The sequence below is a fragment of the Komagataeibacter nataicola genome (assembly GCF_003207795.1).
Taxonomy (GTDB): domain Bacteria; phylum Pseudomonadota; class Alphaproteobacteria; order Acetobacterales; family Acetobacteraceae; genus Komagataeibacter; species Komagataeibacter nataicola.
The window spans coordinates 94,414-114,314 of record NZ_NIRT01000002.1 but is presented as its reverse complement, the minus strand read 5'-3'; the positions used below and the strand labels follow the sequence as shown (position 1 = coordinate 114,314).

Genomic DNA, 19,901 nt, shown 5'->3' with positions numbered 1-19,901 from the left:
TAAGAGCGTAGCAGCATCATGACAGGGCGACCCCGCGCGGGGCAGGTTTCCGCATCCACACCGCGCCTGCCGCGGACTGTCCGTTACACCGAGGGGCCGCACCTGCTGGTGCGGGGCGACTGCCTGCGCGCGCTGCGCCGCATGGAGGCCGATAGCGTGGATGTGGTCGTCACCTCCCCGCCCTACAATATCGGCCTGAAATACCGCACCTACCGCGACCGGCTGGAAGAGGACGGCTATCTGGACTGGATGCTCGAGATCGCGCGCGAGGTGCGGCGCGTGATGCGGCCTGATGGCTCGTTCTTCCTCAACGTGGCGGGGTCATCGGCCCAGCCCTGGCTGCCGTTCGAGCTGATGGTGCGGCTGCGCGAGGTGTTCGTGCTGCAAAACCACATCGCGTGGGTCAAGTCGATCTCGGTCGGCACCGACACGCATGGCCACTTCAAGCCGGTCAACAGCCACCGTTACCTCAACCGCAACCATGAGCACCTGTTCCACCTCACGCGCGGGGGGGATGTCGGGCTGAACCGGCTCGATATTGGCGTGCCCTACAAGGACAAGTCCAACATCGTGCGCCGCGGCCACCGGCAGGACCGGCGCTGCCGGGGCGATACGTGGTTCGTCCCGTATGAGACGGTGCAGGGCAAGGCGCAGAAATTCCATCATCCCGGCACGTTCCCCGTGCTGCTGCCGCAGATGTGCATCCGCCTGCATGGCAAGAATGCGCCGGTGGTGCTCGACCCCTTCATGGGCACGGGCACCACGCTCGTTGCCGCCGTGCGCGAAGGGGGGCGGGGCATCGGAATTGATCTGGATACCATCTATGTCAATGTTGCCCGGCAGCGCGTAAGGCAGGCTATGGCGGCGGCTGATGCTGGCGCGGATGGGGTAGACGATCGAAATTATTGATCGTTTTTATCGAAACGATTGTTTTGACAAATAATCCTCAAATCGACCAGAACGTCCGCAGGCCAAGCGAAAGGGTTTTGCATGTCGATGAGGAAGATGGTTGCGGCGGCAGTGGTGGCAGGTGGTGTGGTGTATGGCGGCACGGTCGCCTATCTCACCCATTTTGACCACGCAACCGCGCCCGCCCCTGCGGGTGCGGGGGTGGATGCGGTATCAGGCGCCGCGCTGGATGTGGTGCGTGAGGCGCGGTGTGATTACTGCCACGCGGCCAAGGTTGAGCTGCCGTTCTACTTCCACCTTCCCGTGGCGCAGCCGCTCATGAGCCGTGACCGTGCCGAGGGGCTGCGCCACTTCCGCGTGGAGCCGGTGATCGACGCGCTGCAAAATGGCGGCGTGCCCGATGAGGAAAAGCTGGCCCGCATCGAGGAAGTCATCAACCAGAACCGCATGCCCCCCACGCTGTACCTGCTCATGCACTGGCATGCCCATCTTTCCGCCAGCCAGCGCGAGAGCATGCTGAACTGGATCGCGCAGGTGCGCCGCCAGCATTACGCCACCCCGGGCGTTGCCGACCGCTTTGCCGCCGACCCCGTGCAGCCCATTCCCGAATCCGTAACGGTGGATGCCAACAAGGTCATGCTGGGCCAGCGCCTGTTCTTTGACCGCAGGCTGTCGGGTGATGGCCAGTCGAACTGCGCGAGCTGCCACAGCCTGCAGCATGGCGGCGTGGATGGTCTGGTTACGGCCACCGGCATTGGCGGCCAGAAGGGGCCGATCAATGTGCCGACGGTGTTCAATGCAGGCTTCAGCAGATGGCAGTTCTGGAATGCGCGCGCCGATACGCTGGCGCAGCAGGCGGCAGGCCCGGTCATGAACCCCGTCGAGATGGGATCGCATGACTGGAGCGCCGTGACGGACCGCCTGCGCGCTGATCCCACCTATGCGCCTGCGTTCGAGGCCGCCTTTGGCAGCGATACGATTGATGAGACCACCATCACCAACGCCATTGCCGAATATGAAAAGACGCTGATTACCCCCGACAGCCGCTTTGACCAGTATCTGAAGGGCGATGACGCAGCCCTGAACACGCAGGAAAAGCATGGCTACGCGCTGTTCAAGCAGGTGGGTTGCGCGGGGTGTCATACCGGCCCGTCCATGGGGGGGCAGGCGCTTGAGCCGATGGGGCTGGAAGGCGATTACTTCGCGGCCCGTGGCGGCACGCTGACCGATGCCGACAAGGGGCGCTTTGAAGTCACCCACGACCCGGCCGACATGGAGCGCTTCAAGGTGCCCAACCTGCGCAACATTGCGCTGACCGCGCCCTACTTCCATGATGGCAGCGTCAAGACGCTTGATGACGCCGTGCGCAAGATGGCGCGTTACCAGACGCCGGACCATGACATGTCCAGCCAGGATGTGGCGGATATCGTGGCCTTCCTCAACACGCTGACCGGGCGCTACCAGGGCGAGACCCTGCGCAACACGGCGCCCTGAGAGAACAGGAGGATGTGGACGCCGCCTTTTTAAAAAAGGCGGCGTTCTTTCTTTCAGGGGCCCTGCCCACGGGCTTTTCAGGCGCTTTGCGCGAAGGTCGTGCCTGAAAACATGGACCTTGCGGGCACGGTATGATTCTATGCGCGCAGGCCACCGGCCCGCAGAAAGGAATCATACCGTGAGGCAGCGCAGACTGAACGAGGAGGAACAGGCCCTGTGGGCGGCCTTCGCGCAGGGTATCGCGCCGCTACGGACCGCGCCACGCCACACGGGCCAGACGCCGTCACCTGTTCCGCCGCCCTCCGTGCCGCCCGAGGCTGACCGGCCGGGCATGAGCCGTGCCGCCATCATGCAGCGCCTTGCGGCAGGTGGCGTGCACGCGGTGCACCAGACCGCCAGCCACAGCCTGACAGTGCAGAAGGGCAAGGGCGGTGCGTTCGAGATCGGTGTGCGCCGGCCGGGGCTTGATGACACGAGCTGGCGCGGGCTGGTGAGCGGCAAGCTGCGCCCAGAGCGCAGGCTCGACCTGCATGGGCAGGTGGCGCAGACGGCCTTTCACCGCCTGCATGGTTTTCTTGTTCAGGCCCATGCCGACAACGTGCGCTGTGTTGAAATCATTACCGGACTGGGGAGCGGCCATAATGGCGGCATCCTGCGGCGTGAACTGCCGTTCTGGCTGGGGCGTGGCGATCTTGGCCGCCTGATCCTGGCCGTGGTGCACCCGCATGCGGCCAATCAGGGCGCGGTGCGCGTGCTGCTGCGCAGGCCGGGGCGCGGCGTCTACCGCTAGCGCCGCTCAGCCCAGCCGCCAGGTGGGCAGGTTGGCGGCCAGCCAGCGGCGCAGGGTCATGATGCTTGAGGTATCGCCCGAGATCTGCCGCAGCGCCTCGGTTGCATCCGTTCCGGTGAGCAGCGTGCGGCCCGCATCATGCATCGTAGCCTGTAGCGTGCCGTCATGGAGCGCCTGCGTGGTGGCCGCCCGCCACCGCGCCAGCGTGGCTGATGAGGTGAGCATGGGCAGCACCAGCGCCAGATCCACCCCTGCCGCCCCTGCCAGTGGCCTGAGCGCCGCATGCAGCAGGCTGTTCAGCGCCGAGCGCGCATCCTGGCGCAGCCGGTCCTCCATGTTCATGATCGTCTGGCCGGGCAGGCTGACGGTGCCGGGCCGGTCGGTCAGGGCAAACAGGGCGGGGCAGCCCGCCTGCGCCAGCGTGCTGGTCAGCGCCGCCGTCTCGGGCGTGCCCAGCGGATCGGTAATCTGGATGACATCGACCTGGTTGTCGCGCAGGGCGGCGGCGGCGGCCTGCGGCGTGGCAAGGCCCGTAACCGGTATGGGCCGCAGCCCGAACAGCGTCATGGCCAGCACGGTAGGCAGTTCGATGCCGGTCAGGGTCGAGACGGCAATGCGCACGGGCCGGTCGCGCATGAAGCTGCCAAGGCTGCGGTGCAGTTGCGTGCGCCCGATCACGATGGGCACCGTCAGGCTGAGCAGCAGCGGCAGCCAGCGGCTGTAGTCGAAATGGATGCGCGGGTCGCCGCATAGCGAGGAGACCAGCGCCTGGCCGGGTGCGGCCAGCGCCATCATGCCATCAGATGCGAACTGGGAATCGAACAGGTTGGCCCCCGTCACCCCGTCCTGCCCCACGGTGTCGCGCACGCTTAGCGGGTTGGGCAGGCCCAGCCCCTGGCCGAGGGCCGTGGGCAGGATGGGGCTCCACCGTTCCGCCATGGCGCTGTGGCTGCCCGCCATGAGCAGCCCCGGCGTGCCGGTGGGAAGCTGGGGCAGGCGCTCACGCGGGAGTTCCGAGGCCCGCGCACGCCACGGCAGGGCGGAACCTGCGGCCACAAGGCCCATGAAAGCCCGGCGGTTGATCATGGCTGGCGCCGCCGGTGGGGCCAGTGCGCCGCCTGCGTGCTGTCGGGCCACGCCGCATGGGGGCGGAGGGGCTGGTCAGGGCGGAGCAGGGAGCGTGGAACGGGCATGGCGCTATTCTTATGGCCAGTGGACTTCCGGGGGAAGGCTCATGAGGATGGCTTCTGTATTTCCGCCGGTTTTGAGGCCAAAAATCGTGCCGCGGTCATGCAGCAGGTTGAACTCGACATACCGCCCGCGCCGGACAAGCTGCGCCTTGCGCTGCTCTTGCGTCCACGGTTCCATCATGCGGCTGCGCACGATGTCGGGATAGGTTTCCAGAAAGCTAAGCCCCACATCGCGGGTAAACGCGAAATCGGCATCGAGGTTGCCGGTATTGAGCCGGTCATAGAAAATGCCGCCCAGCCCACGCGCTTCATCGCGGTGGGGGAGGTAGAAGTACCTGTCGCACCATTCCCTGAAGCGGGGATAATATTGCGGGTCATGCTTCTCGCATGCCTTGCGGAACCCGTCATGAAAGCGCTCGCCATCGCTGATGGCCTCGGCACTTTCGGGAAACATGGGAGTAATGTCGCCGCCGCCGCCAAACCAGCCCTGCGTGGTGATGATCATGCGGGTGTTGAAGTGGGCGGCGGGGACCAGCGGGCTGCACATATGGGCGACGAGGCTGATGCCGGTGGCGAAGAAGCGCGGGTCTTCCGACGCGCCGGGAATCGAGTCGCGAAAGCCAGGGCTGAATACCCCGCTCACGGTGGAAACATTGACGCCCACTTTTTCAAACACGCGCCCGCGCATGAGGCTGATTACGCCGCCACCGCCGGGTGTGCCATCCTCATTGGTGCGCGACCACGGCTTGCGCTCGAAGCGGCCAGCCTCTTCCTTGCCGGGCAGGGTGGGCGTGCCAGCGGCCACGGCCTCATCCTCGATCTGCTCAAAGGCGGTGCAGATCCGGTCGCGCAGGGTTTCAAACCAGGTTCGGGCCGTGTCCTTCAGTGCGTCGTGGGCGACGGGGGTGCGGGAAATTGTCATGCTCTTCTCATTCTGCCCGTTCTGGTCGTTCGCGATGGATATTACGGGTGCCCGTTTGTTCCACTTATTGCAAGACGGGTGATTGCAAGACCGGTCGCGCTGCCGCTAGGAAGGAGGCCAGCCCTGCGCGTAACGCGGGGGATACGGAAATTGTGGCGGGAACGTAGCAGACATGCATGAACCGGGTCATCGGCAGCGCGGGGCGCAATCCCGGCGCATCGTGTTACGGCATGGCCTGCTGCTCGGCGGGTTGCTCGCAGTGCTGCCCGTGGGCAACGGGGCCAGGGCGCATGACTACCGCGAGCCTCCCCGCCAGCACTGGAGCTTTCAGGGCCCGCTGGGGCATTTTGACATGGCGGCCGTGCAGCGTGGCTACACGGTGTATGCCCAGGTCTGTTCCGCCTGCCACGGCATGAAGGCCGTGACCTATGGCGACCTGGCCGGGCTGGGGCTGAAGGAGGCGGATGTCAACGCGCTGGCGGCCAGCCACCGCATTCCCGCAGGCGTTGATGCGGGTGGCCACCCGGTTACCCGGCCTGCCAATATGGATGACCATCTGCTCTCGCCCTATCCCGATGCGCATGTGGCGGCGGCGGCCAACCATGGCGTGGTGCCGCCCGACCAGTCGCGGCTGGCCGTGGTGCATCCTGGTGGGGTGGACCGCATCTATGCCTTCCTGACCGGCTACGGGCAGACCCCGCCCGCGGGCACGGTGGTGCCGCCGGGCACGTTCTACAACCCGTATGCCGCCAACGGGCAGATCGCCATGCCGCCACCCCTGTATGAGGGGGGCATTACATACCCCGATGGCACGCCCGCCACGGTTGAGCAGCAGGCGCGTGATGTCACGACCTACCTGGCCTGGGTGGCAAGCCCGCACCTGACGGCGCGCCATCGCGCAGGGGTGGGGGCGATCGTGTTCCTGCTGATCCTGCTTGTATTTTCCATCTGTCTGAAACGGAGAACGTGGTCCAATGTCCACTAACGCTGCCACTGGCGAGCAGATTGAGCCGGTTATTGGCCTGATCGGCGGGTCCGGCCTGTATGATATCGAAGGCCTTGAGGACAAGGAATGGCGTACGGTCGAGACCCCGTGGGGCAAGCCGTCCGACCAGCTTCTGTTCGGCCGGCTCGATGGCGTGCGCTGCGTGTTCCTGCCGCGTCATGGCCGGGGCCACCCGCTGCCGCCCTCGCGCCTGAACTACCGCGCCAATATCGATGCGCTCAAGCGCTCGGGTGTGACCGATATCGTCTCGCTCTCGGCAGTCGGCTCGCTCAAGGAAGAACTGCCGCCGGGCCACTTCGTGGTGATCGACCAGTTTATCGACCGCTCCTTCGCGCGTGAGAAGAGCTTTTTCGATACCGGCTGCGTGGCCCATGTCGGCATGGCCGATCCGCTGTGCCCGCGCATTGGCGATGTGCTTGAGGGCCAGTGCCGCGAACTCGGGCTGGATGTGACCCGTGGGGGCACCTATCTGGTTATGGAAGGCCCGCAGTTCTCCACCCGCGCGGAGAGCAACCTCTACCGCTCGTGGGGCTGCTCGGTGGTGGGCATGACCAACATGCCCGAGGCCAAGCTCGCCCGTGAGGCCGAGATCTGCTACGCCACCGTCGCCATGGTCACCGATTATGACTGCTGGCACGATGACCATGACAGCGTCACGGTTGATGCGGTGGTCAAGGTCATGCAGCAGAACGCCAGCCGTGCGCGTGCGCTCGTGCGCTCGGTCATCCCCAAACTCGGTGCGAAGCGTGGGCCGTGCTACGCAGGCTGCGACCGTGCGCTCGAGCATGCCATCATCACGGCACCTGAAAAGCGCGACCCGGCGTTGCTGGCCAGGCTTGAGGCCGTTGCTGGCCGCGTGCTGAACCGGGGCTAGAAAACCGCTTTAAAAACAGATGTTTTTGGGTGCCGCCTTTTTCGCAAAAGGCGGCATTTTTTTTGAATCCTGCCCGGCAGCGCGTTACAGCCAGTGCTCGAAAAAGCTCAGCGTGCGCTGCATGGCCAGGGTGGCGGCAGGCTCGTTATATGACGGGCGATCCGTGCAGCCAAAGCCGTGATCGGCGCCCTCATAGGTAAAGATCTCGATCTCCTCATGCGCTGCCCGGATGGCGTCCACGTCTTCGGCCGGGATATGGGCGTCTTCCCCGCCAAAATGCAGTTGTACGGGGCAGTTGGGCACCTGGCTGCGGGTTTCGGCAATGCCGCCGCCATACCATGCCACTGCTGCGGCAAAAGCCTTGGTATGGCATGCAGCCTCCCACGCCAGCTTGCCGCCCCAGCAGAACCCCACGATGCCCTTTTTCTCGGTTGTCAGCATGTCGGCTGCGGCCACGAGGTCGCGCAGCGCGTGCTCCTGCCCCACTTCGGCGCGCAGCTTCAGCCCTTCCTGCAGGCCCGCGCTGTCATAGGGCAGGATGGCATCGCGCCGCGCGCGGTCGAACAGGGCAGGGGCGATGGCCTGATAGCCCTGGGCGGCAAAGGCGTCGCATACCGCGCGGATATAGGGGGTGATGCCAAATATTTCCTGCACCACCACCACGGCGCGCGCCGCATCGGGCCGACCGGCCCGATAGGCGGAAAATTCATGCCCGTCCGCCGCTGTAACGGTTACGACTGCGCCCATGGTTTTCACTCCATTATTTCCTTCATTGTCTGGCAAAGAATGATGCGGCCCGCCCCGACGTCAATATGAAACCCGCGTGAAGGACGACTTTATGAGAATTCTTTCTCATGAAGGCCCACGGCACCGGCATGCGGCGGAATCGGCGGGGCGGGGTGTCATGCATTGTAGGGAGGGCTGTTCCGCCGCTTTTGATGGGAGACGGAATGCTTCGTCAATCCATTGATATTAAATGTAAAAATATAGCTCTTTCCCCAAGATCCCTTTTGCGCGCGAATTCTGCGCCGTCTCGCTCCGCAGCATTCTTGACACCTGTCGGGGGGCTACCTATCTGGTGTTTAGCACTCTCACGAGGGGAGTGCTAACGCGATGCGGCCTGGCGCGCGCGCCAACCGGTGGCGTTGCTTGATTCAAGGGCGTTACCTTTAGAAGATTTGGAGCGATCCATGACGAAATTTCGTCCCCTGCATGACCGTGTGGTCGTCCGTCGCCTTAAGAGCGAGGAAAAGACAGCAGGTGGTATCATCATCCCTGAGACCGCCAAGGAAAAGCCGATGGAAGGCGAGGTGATCTCGGTGGGCGCAGGTGCCCGTAACGAGCAGGGCCAGATTGTTGCCCTCGACGTGAAGGCGGGCGACCGCGTCCTGTTCGGCAAGTGGTCGGGCACGGAAGTGACGATCAACGGTGAAGAACTGCTGATCATGAAGGAAAGCGACATCATGGGCGTGGTCGCCTGATCCACCCCCGCTTTTCGCACCGGGTAACCTTTTAAAAAACCTTTCCATACGGAGAAGAGAACAATGGCAGCCAAGGACGTAAAGTTCGGCGGTGAAGCCCGCCAGCGCATGCTGCGTGGCGTGGACATTCTGGCCGATGCAGTAAAAGTGACGCTGGGCCCCAAGGGCCGTAACGTCGTGCTCGACAAGAGCTTCGGCGCACCGCGCATCACGAAGGACGGTGTCTCCGTCGCCAAGGAAATCGAACTGGCCGACAAGTTCGAGAACATGGGCGCGCAGATGGTCCGTGAGGTCGCCTCCAAGACCAACGACATCGCGGGTGACGGCACCACCACGGCAACCGTGCTGGCGCAGGCCATCGTGCGCGAAGGCGCCAAGGCCGTTGCCGCCGGCATGAACCCGATGGACCTCAAGCGCGGCATCGACAAGGCGGTTGGCGTTGTCGTTGAAGAGCTGAAGAAGAACGCCAAGAAGATCACCACCCCGGCCGAGACCGCACAGGTCGGCACGATTTCCGCCAATGGCGAGCATGAAATCGGCGAGATGATCTCCAAGGCGATGCAGAAGGTCGGCTCCGAGGGCGTGATCACGGTGGAAGAGGCCAAGGGCCTGCACACCGAGCTCGACGTGGTCGAGGGCATGCAGTTCGACCGTGGTTACATCTCCCCGTATTTCGTGACGAATGCGGAGAAGATGACCGTCGATCTGGACAGCCCCTACATCCTGATCCACGAGAAGAAGCTCTCCTCGCTCCAGCCCATCCTGCCGCTGCTTGAAGCTGTTGTGCAGTCCGGCCGTCCGCTGCTGATCATCGCTGAAGATGTCGATGGCGAAGCGCTGGCGACCCTGGTGGTCAACAAGCTGCGTGGTGGCCTGAAGATCGCCGCCGTCAAGGCGCCGGGCTTTGGCGACCGTCGCAAGGCCATGCTGGAAGACATCGCGATCCTGACCGGTGGTCAGGTCATCAGCGAAGACCTCGGCATCAAGCTCGAGAGCGTGACGCTGGACATGCTGGGCACCGCGAAGAAGGTGCACATCGACAAGGAAAACACCACCATTGTCGAAGGTGCCGGTGCGGGCGAGGCCATCAAGGGCCGTTGCAGCCAGATCCGCGCGCAGATCGAGGAAACCACCTCTGACTACGACCGCGAGAAGCTGCAGGAACGCCTGGCCAAGCTGGCAGGCGGCGTTGCCGTGATCCGCGTGGGTGGTTCCACCGAGATCGAGGTGAAGGAGCGCAAGGACCGCGTGGACGACGCCCTGCACGCAACCCGTGCGGCTGTTGAAGAAGGCATCGTTCCTGGTGGTGGCACGGCGCTGGCACGTGCATCCACCAAGCTGGGTGGCCTGCACTTCCATAACGACGACCAGCGCGTCGGTGCGGACATCATCCGCAAGGCCCTGCAGGCTCCGCTGCGCCAGATCGCCCACAACGCGGGTGAAGACGGTGCGGTCATTGCTGGCAAGGTTCTGGAAAACGACACCTACACCTTTGGTTTCGATGCCCAGATCGGCGACTACAAGGACCTGGTGGAAGCCGGCATCATCGACCCGATGAAGGTCGTGCGCACGGCGCTGCAGGATGCGGCATCGGTCGCGGGCCTGCTGATCACCACCGAGGCGATGGTGGCCGAGCGCCCCGAGAAGAAGCCCGCTGCACCGGAAGGTGGCATGGGCGGCATGGGTGGCATGGGCGGCATGGATTTCTGATCCGGCCAACCCTGCGCACCCCGGCCCCAAGCTGCAGCACGGGGCCGGATGCCAGAATAAAAAAGGGGGGAAGGGCCATTGGCCTTTCCCCTTTTTTCATGGTCGGTGCGTGCCATCATGTCGGGATCATTTGACATGGGTGCCCATTTCATGCTGCCCCTATGGGTGCACGAACGACGTGGAAGTGGCAGGGTGTTTTCCGGATGCCCCGTTTTTTCATGGCGGTAAAGGCACACGCGCCCGGATTGCCGGTATTAGGACCGGCAAGGATGGCGCTGGAGAAGAGACTGGCTATGGCTACCGGAAAAGTAAAATGGTTCAACGCAACCAAGGGTTTTGGCTTCATCATGCCTGATGATGGCGGCAAGGACGTGTTTGTGCACATCACGGCGGTGCAGGCTGCTGGCCTGCGTGGCCTGAACGAGGACCAGGCGGTCAGCTACGATATCGCCATGGAGCGTGGCAAGGCTGCCGCGACCAACCTCAAGGCGCTCTGAGGCGTCTGCCCCGCACCACGCGGGGAAGGGCAGGGAGACACGATCAGGAAAGCTGGTCCGCGGATATATCCTGCGCCTGCAGGAAGGCCGTGATCTCCCGCGCCGCCGCACTCAGGCCGAGGCGGCGCACCGCCACCCCTTCGGGGAAGGCGGAAAGCAGGCGTGACGGGGTGCGCCGGTCCAGAAGGACGAACACACCCCTGTCCTGCCTGCTGCGGATCAGGCGGCCAAAGGCCTGGCGCAGGCGCAGGCGGGCGATCCTGTCATCAAAGCGCCCCGGTGCGCCGCCAGACAGGTGAATGCGCCGCTCGCGGTGCAAAATATCGGGTCGCGGCCATGGCACGCGCTCGAAGGCGACAAGACGCAGGGCCTCGCCCGGCACATCCACCCCATCACGCATCGCATCCGTGCCCAGCAGGCAGGCATTGCGCTCGCTGCGCATGATATCGACCAGCGTTGCGTTATCCATCGGGTCCACGTGCTGGGCAAACAGCGGCAGGCCCGCTTCCTCCAGCGGGGTTACGATGCGGCGGTACACCTCGCGCAGGCGCGATATGGCGGTAAACAGCCCCAGCGCCCCCCCGCCCGATGCCATGAACAGCGTGCGGTAGGCCCCGGCCAGGGCTGCCGGGTCATCATGCGCCACATCGGTAATGATGAAGGCCCGGCTCTGCCGTGCGTAATCGAACGGGCTGGGGAAGGAGGCGCGTATGGCGGGCGAAGGCAGGTGGATCGCGCCTGAGCGGGCCTCGGCAGCATCCCATGCGCGTTCGGCGCTGTCATTGGTGTTGTCCTCGCCGCTTTCGTCGCGCAGTGTCGCGGATGTGACCAGCACGCCATGCGCGGGGGCGGCCAGCACGCCCGCGAACGGAATGGTGGGGTCCAGCCAGTGGCGGTACAGCCCCACGTCGCGCTCGCCGGGGTTCTGGCCCTCGCGCCGGTCCATGCGGATGTAATCAATATATTGCGGGGTTTTTTCGCCGCCTGTGGGCGGTTCGTTTGCCTGCATGCTGCCCAGCATGGCGCACCAGCCATCCACACGTGAGAGCGCGCGGCGGCGGATGGAGCGGATGGCGGCGGCAATGCGCTCGCGCATGGGGGTGTCGAGCCAGTCGGCCTCGGTTTCCAGCGCCTCATCAAGGCGGGCGACCAGCGTGCGCAGCGGCTCGGCCAGCCGCCGCAATGCCCGTTCCAGCGCCTGCGCCGCCGCATGCAGCGATTCGGGCATGGGGTACAGGTCGCATTCGCTGTCACTCCGGCGCGCGCCACCTTCGGGGCTGCCCTGCGTGCGGGCGAGCACCTGCTGGCGCAGTTCATGCAGTAGCGCCTCGGAGGGGTTGGACAGCACCGGCTCCCCGCCCTCGGTGGGCACGCGCGCGGCCCGGTGCACCGGGTCAAGGGCGGCGAGGCGGGCCGACCAGCCCGGTGCGGGCAGGGCGCGTGCAGCCATCAGCGCGGTATCAAGCGGGGTTTCGATGCGGGGGATGTTGGCCAGCAGGTCTTCAAGCCTGCGCCGCAGGCCGCGCGCGCGTGAGCGGGCCCCTTCGGCGCCGAGCAGCCAGCGCCGCAGTTCGGCGGCTTCCAGCCCTGAGAGTTCAAGGGCGAAGGCGCTGTCCGCCGCATCGGCAATATGGTGCCCCTCATCCATGATGTAGCGGGTGGGGGTGTTGTCCTCGTTGCTGGCGCCAGTGCCATCAAGCGCGTGCCACGCCGCCTGCGACATGACGAGCGCGTGGTTGGCGATCACGAGGTCCGCCGTGCGGGCGCGGCGGATCGAGTGCTCCACCATGCATTGCTGGTAATGCGGGCAGGCGCCATGGATGCACTCGCCCCGCCGGTCGGCAATGCCGCTCAGCAGTCCGCGCCCGAACAGATCGGCAAACCAGCCGGGCAGGTCGCCGCCAAACAGGTCGCCATCGAGCGTATGCGCCGCCCACAGGGCCACCAGCGCCAGCCCGATAAGGGTGCCATCGCCCGCCTGCCCGCGTGAGAGCGCGATGTTCACGCTCTCCTCCATGTTGAGCAGGCACAGGTAGTTCTCGCGCCCCTTGCGTACCACCACATGGCTGCGGCGCACCGCCGGGTCGGGGTAGAGGCGGGCCAGTTCGGATTCGATCTGGCGTTGCAGGTGGCGGGTATAGGTGCTGATCCACACCGCCCCCCCGTTGCGGCGCGCCCAGATATTGGCGGGTGCGACATAGCCCAGCGTCTTGCCGGTGCCGGTGCCTGCTTCCGCCAGCACCATGTGCGGGTCGCCCTGTGTGGCGCGGGGGGCGAAGGCGCGGGCGGCGACGTGGCTGAACGCCTCCTGTGCCGGGCGGTGCTCGGCCCCTTCGCCAATAATCTCGCGCAGATGCGCCTGCGCTTCTTCCCCGCTCACCGGGTGCGCGGCGGGAGCGGGTCGCGGGGCGGTTTCCTCCCATTTGGACAGGCGGGTCCAGACCTTGAGCGCCTCGTCGGGCTGGATCATGCCCGCGGGCAGCGGGCCGCCATCCTTCAGGCCGAGTGCGGCGCAGACCGATGGCCCCCATGCCCACCCCGCCTTGCGCATGCGCCACGCAAGGGCTGCGCGGATGCCGCCCTCGGGCGTGTTGCGCAGGCGGGCGAGGCGGCCGAGCATCTCGAAGGCCAGGTCGGGCAGCAGGTCGGCCTCGGGGGCTTCGAGCCTGTCCGCCTCAAGCCCGAGCGCCATGCCCAGTCCGCGCGCGGTGGGGGGCGCTGCGTGGGCGGGCAGGGTGAAGGCGAACAGTTCCAGCAGGTCCAGCCACGGGCAGGGGCGCGGCGGGGGCGGCAGGTCGAGCCTGCGCGCGATGGCGGGCGCATGGATGACCATGGGCGCGGGCCACTGCGGCAGTTCACGGCGGATGTCGGGGGCCTGCATGGACAGGATTTCCCCATCCGGCGTCAGCACCGACCAGGCGCCGTGCCGGGGAAGGATCGCCGGGGCGCTGTCCGGCAGGGGCGGGGTGTCTGGCATGGTCGTCAATGATATAGGGTACAAGCGGGCAGATGTCGCCCGCCCTGTGTCATGCCATTCTTATTGCTGTACCCAGGGGTGTGGAATAGGATGGATTGACCCGTGCCCTTCCTGTCCATAGCTTGCCGGTCCATGTCAGAACAGCATCCTGCCCTTATCTCGCCCCTTCCCAAGTCCTGGCCGTTCGAGGAGGCCGCCAAACTGTCCGCGCATGTTGGCGCGCGTGCCGTTACGGCCGACAGACCCGTGCTGCTGGAAACCGGCTATGGCCCGTCCGGCCTGCCGCATATCGGCACGTTTGGCGAGGTGGCGCGCACGTCATGGGTCAGGCAGGCGTTTACGAAGCTGACCGGCCTGCCCACGCGGCTGCTGGCCTTCTCCGATGACATGGACGCCCTGCGCAAGGTGCCCGAGAACGTGCCCAACCAGGAGATGCTGCGCCAGTATATCGGCAAGCCGCTCTCGCGCGTGCCTGATCCGTTCGGCACGCATGAATCCTTTGCCGCCCACAATAATGCCCGCCTGCGTTCCTTCCTCGATGGCTTCGGGTTTGATTACGAATTCGCCTCTTCCACGCAGTATTATGAAGGCGGGCGTTTTGACGCCGCCCTGAAGCGCGTGCTCGAGGTGCATGACAAGATCGTGGCGGTCATCGCCCCTACGCTGGGCGAGGAACGCCGCGCCACCTATTCCCCCGTGCTGCCCATCCACCCGCGCACGGGCCAGGTGATGCAGGTGAAGATGGACGCCATCGACCCTGTTGCGGGCACCGTGCGCTGGACCGATGAAGAGGGCGAAACCTTCGAGACGCCGGTCACCGGCGGCCACGCCAAGATGCAGTGGAAGGCCGACTGGGCCATGCGCTGGTATGCGCTGGGCGTGGATTATGAAATGTCGGGCAAGGATCTGATCGACAGTGTGCGCCTTTCGGGCAGGATCTGTCGTATTCTGGGCGGCCAGCCGCCTGCGGGCCTGACCTATGAGCTGTTTTTGGACCAGAACGGGCAGAAGATTTCCAAATCCAAGGGTAATGGCATCTCGGTCGAGGAATGGCTGCGCTATGCCCCGCCCGAAAGCCTCGGTCAGTACATGTTCAACGCGCCGCAGCGCGCCAAGCGACTGTTCTTTGATGTCATTCCCAAGGCGACGGATGAATACCTGGCCCATGTGGGCAAGGCCCGCGCCATGGAACCGGCCGATCCGGCCCTGCTGACCAACCCGGCCTGGTTCATCCACAAGGGTGCGATCCCGAACGATGCGGGCAGCCCGGTCACGTTCGGCATGCTGCTCAATCTTGCCTCGGTCGCCAATGCCGAGACGCCGGATGTGTTGTGGAAGTTCATCCAGCGCTACGACGCCGATGCCACGCCGGAAAATTGCCCGATGCTGGCGCGGCTGGTGGAATACGCGATCGTCTACTACGCCGATTTCGTGCGCCCCACCAAGCAGTACCGCGCGCCCGAGGCACATGAGCGCAAGGCGCTGGCCGACCTGGCCCAGGCCCTGCGCGGCATGGAAGGCGGCGATGTCAGCCCCGATGCCTGCCAGAACCTTGTGTTCGAGATTGGCAAGACCCATGGCTTCGAGCCGCTGCGCGCGTGGTTTGGCTGTCTGTATGAGGTGCTGCTGGGCCAGAAGGAAGGCCCGCGCTTTGGCATCTTTGTCGCATTGTACGGCGTGGCGGAAACCGTGGCCCTGATCGAGGCCGCCCTGACCCGCGCCGAGGGAACAGCGGCCTAAGGGCCTGCCCATGGCTGAACGTCCGACCCAAGACGCAACGCCTGCCCATCCTGATGATGATGGGCCCACCGGGGTAGGCCTGACGCCCGCGCGCCGCCGCAACGCGCTGCTGCGCCACCTGCCGCATGTGCTGGGGCTGCTGTTGCTGGTGGGTGCCGTGATCGTGGTGCAGCGCGAGGTGCGCACCCTGCACTGGCAGGACATCAGTCACGCGCTGCTCACCATCCCGTCCACCACGCTGTGGGCGGGGGCGGGGTTTACGCTGCTGTCCTATCTGGTGCTGTCTTTCTATGACTGGCTGGCCGTGCGGCAGGTGGGCTGCAAGCTGGCCTTCCGGCGCACGGCGTTTGCGGCGTTCTGTTCCTATGTGCTGTCGCATAACCTCGGGTTTTCCGCCATTTCGGGTGCTGCGGTACGCTTCAGGCTGTATGGCAACTGGGGGCTGAAGCCCTTTGAGGTCGCGCAGATCATTGCGTTCTGTTCGGCCACCTACCTGCTCGGGGCGGCGGTGCTGATCGGCAGCGTGCTGGTGCTTGAGCCGGGCACGGTGCCCTTTATCGGCCATGCGCTGCCCTCGCCCATGATGCGGCTGGTGGGCTGTGTGTTGTGGGCGGGCGTGGCTGGCTATGTCGTGGCCGGTCGCTACGTGAACGAGATCAGGATCTGGCGCTGGCAGGTCACTTTTCCTTCCGCCGGCATGGCGGTGATGCAGACCCTCGTTGCGGCGCTCGAGGTCGCGGCGACGGCGGCCATCGCCTACACCTTCCTGCCTGTTGCACCCGGACTGGATTACGGCACGTTCCTGGCCATCTACATCGCCTCCTACACTGCGGGGCTGGTGGCCAGCGTGCCCGGGGGGCTGGGCGTGTTTGACGGCACGATGATGCTTGCACTCGGCGCCTACGTGCCCGCCACGCGCATTGTCACGGCCATCCTGATCTTCCGCCTGTTCTATTACATCGTGCCGCTCTTCGTGGCTGGCATCATGTTCGCGGCGCATGAACTGTTCCTGCGTGGTGATGCGGCTCTTGCGCGCAAGGCGAGCACGGGCAGCCCGCTGCGTGGCCCGCGGCCCGGCAGGCCCAGTCAGGTTATCCGTGAAAGCGAGGCTGATTTTTCCGTGGCGGTGGCCACCGGCGCGGTCTCGCTATGCGGCGGGCTGCTGCTGGCGCTGACCCTGCTCGACCCCGAAAACTGGCTGAACGCGGGTCGCCTGCAACCATTCTTCGCCATGGTGGGGGACTATCTGCTCTCGCTGATTGGCGTGGCGCTGATCGGGCTGGGCATCGGGCTTTCGCAGCGCGTGACGCTGGCGTGGAAGGCGACGATCGTGCTGCTGGCAGGGGCCTGCGCCCTGACGCTGCTGCGCGACTCCCCCATGGCGGTGCCGGGCCTGCTCATGCTGGTGTGCCTGCTGATCGCACCCTTCCGTGGTTCCTATTACCGCCATGCGCGGATCATGAGCGAGCCGCTTTCCTCGCAGACCATTCTCTCCCTGGTGCTGCTTATCAGTTCGGTCGTGGTGCTGGTGCTGGCGGGCCCGCATGATTCGGCGGGAGGAAGCTGGTGGGAGATCATGCTTTTCGCCACCCGTCCGGGCATTGCACAGTGGACACTGGGGCTCGCGGTCATGCTGGGGCTGGTCATGATCGTGCGCCTGGTGCGGCCGGGGCGCATTCATGTGCTGCCATGGAACAAGCAGGGCCAGGCCCGTTACCGCGCGCTTGACCATGCGCTTGATGGGGTGGGCCAGGTCACGCCTGCGCCTTCGGGGCTGATACCGGGGGCACGGCGGCAGGCGCTGCTGCCCTTCGTGCGGCTGGGGCCGTATCTGGTCGGGCTGGGTGACCCGGCGGGCCATGCGGATGACTGCACATCGGCCATATGGTGGCTGCGCGACCTTGCGGTGCAGGAGGGCTGCCAGCCCGCTTTCTGGCATGTCGGCACCAGCATGCTTGCGGTCTATAACGAACTGGGCCTGACACCGTGGCCCCTGACAGAAGAAGGCGCGCCGCTGCACCCGTGTTTTCTGTGTGCTGGCGCGGATGACCTGAACATGATCCGCACGCTGATGGACAAGGCCTTCGCGCCGCTGGGGCAGGCCGGGTGCTAAGGGCGTCTGCCGTGTGGCGTAAAGGAAGCCGCTCATGACCGCCCATGCGGGGCTGCTCACGCATTTTTCCACCGTGGTGGGCCTGCCCAGCCTGTCGGGTGCGTTCCTCATGGCGTTTCCGGCGCTGTTCTCCATTGTCAATCCGCTGGGGGCGGCGCTGATCTTTGCCCAGGTTACGGCGGGGCATGACCGCCGCACCTGCGTGGCGCTGGCAGGGCAGGTGGCGTTCTATTCCGCCATGCTGATGCTGGCCTCGATCTGGATCGGGGGGCTGGTGCTGTCGTTCTTTGGCATCACCATCGATGCCCTGCGCATTGCAGGCGGACTGGTGGTGGCGGTGCGGGCGTGGTCGCTGCTACAGGCCCCCGAGACGGAGGAAGCCCGCAAGCAGGCCCAGGCCAGTGGCAGCACGCAGGCGGCCAACCTGATGGGGCAGGCGTTCTTTCCGCTGACCATGCCCTTTACCGTTGGCCCCGGCACGATTGCGGTGGCCATTGCACTCGGCTCGGAGGGGCCGCCTGCGGGCAACCACATCGTATTCTACGGCGTGCTGTCGATTGCGGCGGTGTTGGTGGCGGGGATTGTCTGGGCGGCCTATGCCTATGCCGAGCAGTTGCTGTACCTGCTCGGCACGACCGGCACGCGCATTGTCTCGCGGCTCGCCGCGCTGATCCTGCTCTCGATTGGCGTGCAGATCCTGGTTACGGGCGTGCAGGGCGTGGTGCTGCAGACCGCGCATGCCGTCATGACGATGGCGGGTTAAACGTTCTTTGAAGCGTTTTTCAAACAGCATCGAAGAATGCTGCCAGCTTGAAAAAAGGCAGCATCCGGGACCGTTCATTTTCCCATCACGCCAGCGGGGCGATTTCAGGCACGGGTCGTCCATCAAGCACGGCCCGCACGCAGGCGCGTAACGCAGGCAGTACATCCGTGCCGAATTGCGGTGTCCGCCGCTCCCACGCCCCCGTGCGCCATGAAGGGTGGGGCAGGGGGAAGTAGCGCGGCAGATAGTGGCGGAAGTCGAGGCAGCGCTCGCTCACCTTTCCCTTGCCCAGAATATGAAGCTGGGCGTAGCTGCCCACCACCAGCGTCAGTTCAAGGGCGGGCATCTGCGCCATGATGCGTTCCCGCCACTGCGGCGCGCATTCCGGCCGGGGCGGGCAGTCACCGCCCTTGGGCAGGCGGCCGGGATAGCACAGGCCCATGGGCACCAGCGCAATGCGGCTGGAATCATAGAACGTGGCGCGGTCCACCCCCATCCAGCCCCGCAGCCGGTCGCCCGAGGCATCATTGAAGGACTGCCCGGTTTCATGCACGCGCGTGCCCGGCGCCTGGCTGGCAATAAGCAGCCGCGCCGTGCGCGAAACATGAAGCACCGGGCGGGGGCCAAGCGGCAGGTGTGCCGCGCAGGTCTGGCAGGCGCGGATGGCGCACAGCAGGTCTTCAAGGGTTTCGGCCATGGGGCTGCCTTTACGCTTCCAGCAGGTCGCGTGTCCATGCCGGAACCGTGCTTGTGGCAGGCCCGAGAATGGTCTGGTCAAAGGCGCTGCGGCCCGCTGGGGCCTCGAGGTTGAACAGCATCGTATCGGCATGGTCCGCTACGCTGTCCACAAATCCTGCTGCCGGATAGACCACGCCGGAGGTGCCAATGGCCACGAACAGGTCACAGGCCTCAAGCTGCCGGGCTATGGCCTCCATATGGTAAGGCATTTCCCCAAACCAGACGATATCGGGCCGAAGCCCCGCCGCGCCGCAATCAGGGCAGGGTGTATGGGGGTAGCAGTCGGTTTTCCATACAGGGGTGGCGTGGCAGTGGGTGCAGCGCAGGCGCAGCAGTTCGCCATGCATGTGAATCACGTTCCGGCTTCCCGCGCGTTCATGCAGGTCATCGATATTCTGCGTGATGATGGTGAGGTGACCTGGCCATTTGCCGTTACGTCCGGCCTGTTCGAGTGTGGCAAGCGCCTTGTGCGCGGCATTGGGGTGCACGGTGGGGAGCTGGGCGCGCAGGCCGTTATAGAACCGGTCCACCCGCAGCGGGTCGCGCGCGAAGCCCTGCGGCGTGCAGATATCCTCGATCCGTTCATGGTTCCATAACCCATCTGGCCCGCGAAAGGTCTGGAGACCCGATTCCTGGCTGATGCCCGCCCCGGTCAGGACAACGATGCGCTGCATGCGAAATCTCCCTCCAGCTGAAA

At 65.4% G+C, this 19,901-nt stretch carries 17 protein-coding genes; 11 read left to right on the top strand and 6 right to left on the bottom strand.

Annotation, left to right across the window (positions count from 1 at the left end; translation table 11 throughout):
- Positions 1–18: 18 nt before the first annotated feature.
- The 3 genes from CDI09_RS01920 to CDI09_RS01910 all read left to right on the top strand — a co-directional run bounded on the left by CDI09_RS01920 (position 19) and on the right by CDI09_RS01910 (position 3,193).
- Complete coding sequence (locus CDI09_RS01920) at positions 19–909, top strand: DNA-methyltransferase (protein WP_078526726.1); 891 nt, start codon at positions 19–21, stop codon at positions 907–909.
- 87 nt (positions 910–996) lie between these two features.
- Entirely contained in the window at positions 997–2,403 is a 1,407-nt protein-coding gene (locus CDI09_RS01915; RefSeq protein WP_275881575.1) for a cytochrome-c peroxidase, read from the top strand.
- Between the two features lie 178 nt (positions 2,404–2,581).
- A complete protein-coding gene (locus CDI09_RS01910) occupies positions 2,582–3,193 on the top strand; it encodes a Smr/MutS family protein (RefSeq protein WP_078528077.1) in 612 nt (203 codons plus the stop codon).
- A 6-nt stretch (positions 3,194–3,199) separates the two neighbouring features.
- Here CDI09_RS01910 and CDI09_RS01905 read toward each other — a convergent pair whose 3' ends face one another.
- Together CDI09_RS01905 and hemF are read right to left on the bottom strand one after the other, a co-directional pair.
- Positions 3,200–4,279, bottom strand: coding sequence for a hypothetical protein (locus CDI09_RS01905; protein WP_078526728.1), 1,080 nt, complete (start codon positions 4,277–4,279; stop codon positions 3,200–3,202).
- A 117-nt stretch (positions 4,280–4,396) separates the two neighbouring features.
- Positions 4,397–5,305: an oxygen-dependent coproporphyrinogen oxidase gene (gene hemF, locus CDI09_RS01900; protein ID WP_078526730.1), complete on the bottom strand. Its 909-nt coding sequence runs from the start codon at positions 5,303–5,305 to the stop codon at positions 4,397–4,399.
- 172 nt (positions 5,306–5,477) lie between these two features.
- Here hemF and CDI09_RS01895 point away from each other — a divergent pair, with 172 nt between their 5' ends.
- Complete coding sequence (locus CDI09_RS01895) at positions 5,478–6,290, top strand: cytochrome c1 (RefSeq protein WP_078526732.1); 813 nt, start codon at positions 5,478–5,480, stop codon at positions 6,288–6,290.
- Positions 6,280–7,185: an S-methyl-5'-thioadenosine phosphorylase gene (locus tag CDI09_RS01890; protein WP_078526734.1), complete on the top strand. Its 906-nt coding sequence runs from the start codon at positions 6,280–6,282 to the stop codon at positions 7,183–7,185. Before CDI09_RS01895 ends, CDI09_RS01890 begins: the two co-directional genes overlap by 11 nt.
- An 84-nt stretch (positions 7,186–7,269) precedes the next feature.
- Here the strand turns inward: CDI09_RS01890 and CDI09_RS01885 are convergent, their stop codons facing one another.
- Positions 7,270–7,932, bottom strand: coding sequence for a dienelactone hydrolase family protein (locus CDI09_RS01885; protein WP_078528079.1), 663 nt, complete (start codon positions 7,930–7,932; stop codon positions 7,270–7,272).
- 443 nt (positions 7,933–8,375) lie between these two features.
- On the opposite strand from CDI09_RS01885, the gene CDI09_RS01880 reads away from it, so the two are divergent.
- The 3 genes from CDI09_RS01880 (at position 8,376) to CDI09_RS01870 (ending at position 10,873) form a co-directional block, all read left to right on the top strand.
- On the top strand, positions 8,376–8,666 hold the full coding sequence (locus CDI09_RS01880; RefSeq protein WP_078526736.1) for a co-chaperone GroES: 291 nt from the start codon (positions 8,376–8,378) through the stop codon (positions 8,664–8,666).
- 63 nt (positions 8,667–8,729) lie between these two features.
- Positions 8,730–10,376 (top strand): chaperonin GroEL, encoded by a 1,647-nt coding sequence (groL, locus tag CDI09_RS01875; protein WP_078526738.1) that lies wholly within the window; start codon positions 8,730–8,732, stop codon positions 10,374–10,376.
- Between the two features lie 293 nt (positions 10,377–10,669).
- On the top strand, positions 10,670–10,873 hold the full coding sequence (locus CDI09_RS01870) for a cold-shock protein (RefSeq protein WP_010507660.1): 204 nt from the start codon (positions 10,670–10,672) through the stop codon (positions 10,871–10,873).
- 43 nt (positions 10,874–10,916) lie between these two features.
- Here the strand turns inward: CDI09_RS01870 and CDI09_RS01865 are convergent, their stop codons facing one another.
- On the bottom strand, positions 10,917–13,850 hold the full coding sequence (locus tag CDI09_RS01865; RefSeq protein ID WP_078528081.1) for an ATP-dependent DNA helicase: 2,934 nt from the start codon (positions 13,848–13,850) through the stop codon (positions 10,917–10,919).
- 132 nt (positions 13,851–13,982) lie between these two features.
- Here CDI09_RS01865 and CDI09_RS01860 point away from each other — a divergent pair, with 132 nt between their 5' ends.
- From CDI09_RS01860 to CDI09_RS01850, 3 genes are read left to right on the top strand one after another with little or no spacing between them, the layout of a single operon-like run.
- Positions 13,983–15,590 (top strand): lysine--tRNA ligase, encoded by a 1,608-nt coding sequence (locus CDI09_RS01860; RefSeq protein WP_078526740.1) that lies wholly within the window; start codon positions 13,983–13,985, stop codon positions 15,588–15,590.
- Between the two features lie 10 nt (positions 15,591–15,600).
- Complete coding sequence (locus tag CDI09_RS01855; RefSeq protein ID WP_078526742.1) at positions 15,601–17,703, top strand: lysylphosphatidylglycerol synthase domain-containing protein; 2,103 nt, start codon at positions 15,601–15,603, stop codon at positions 17,701–17,703.
- A 34-nt stretch (positions 17,704–17,737) separates the two neighbouring features.
- Positions 17,738–18,466 (top strand): MarC family protein, encoded by a 729-nt coding sequence (locus tag CDI09_RS01850; RefSeq protein ID WP_078526744.1) that lies wholly within the window; start codon positions 17,738–17,740, stop codon positions 18,464–18,466.
- A gap of 85 nt (positions 18,467–18,551) precedes the next feature.
- Here CDI09_RS01850 and CDI09_RS01845 read toward each other — a convergent pair whose 3' ends face one another.
- Both CDI09_RS01845 and CDI09_RS01840 read right to left on the bottom strand, forming a co-directional pair.
- Positions 18,552–19,163 (bottom strand): uracil-DNA glycosylase family protein, encoded by a 612-nt coding sequence (locus tag CDI09_RS01845; RefSeq protein ID WP_078526746.1) that lies wholly within the window; start codon positions 19,161–19,163, stop codon positions 18,552–18,554.
- Positions 19,164–19,173: 10 nt separating this feature from the next.
- Positions 19,174–19,878: an NAD-dependent deacylase gene (locus CDI09_RS01840; protein ID WP_078526748.1), complete on the bottom strand. Its 705-nt coding sequence runs from the start codon at positions 19,876–19,878 to the stop codon at positions 19,174–19,176.
- Positions 19,879–19,901: the final 23 nt, after the last annotated feature.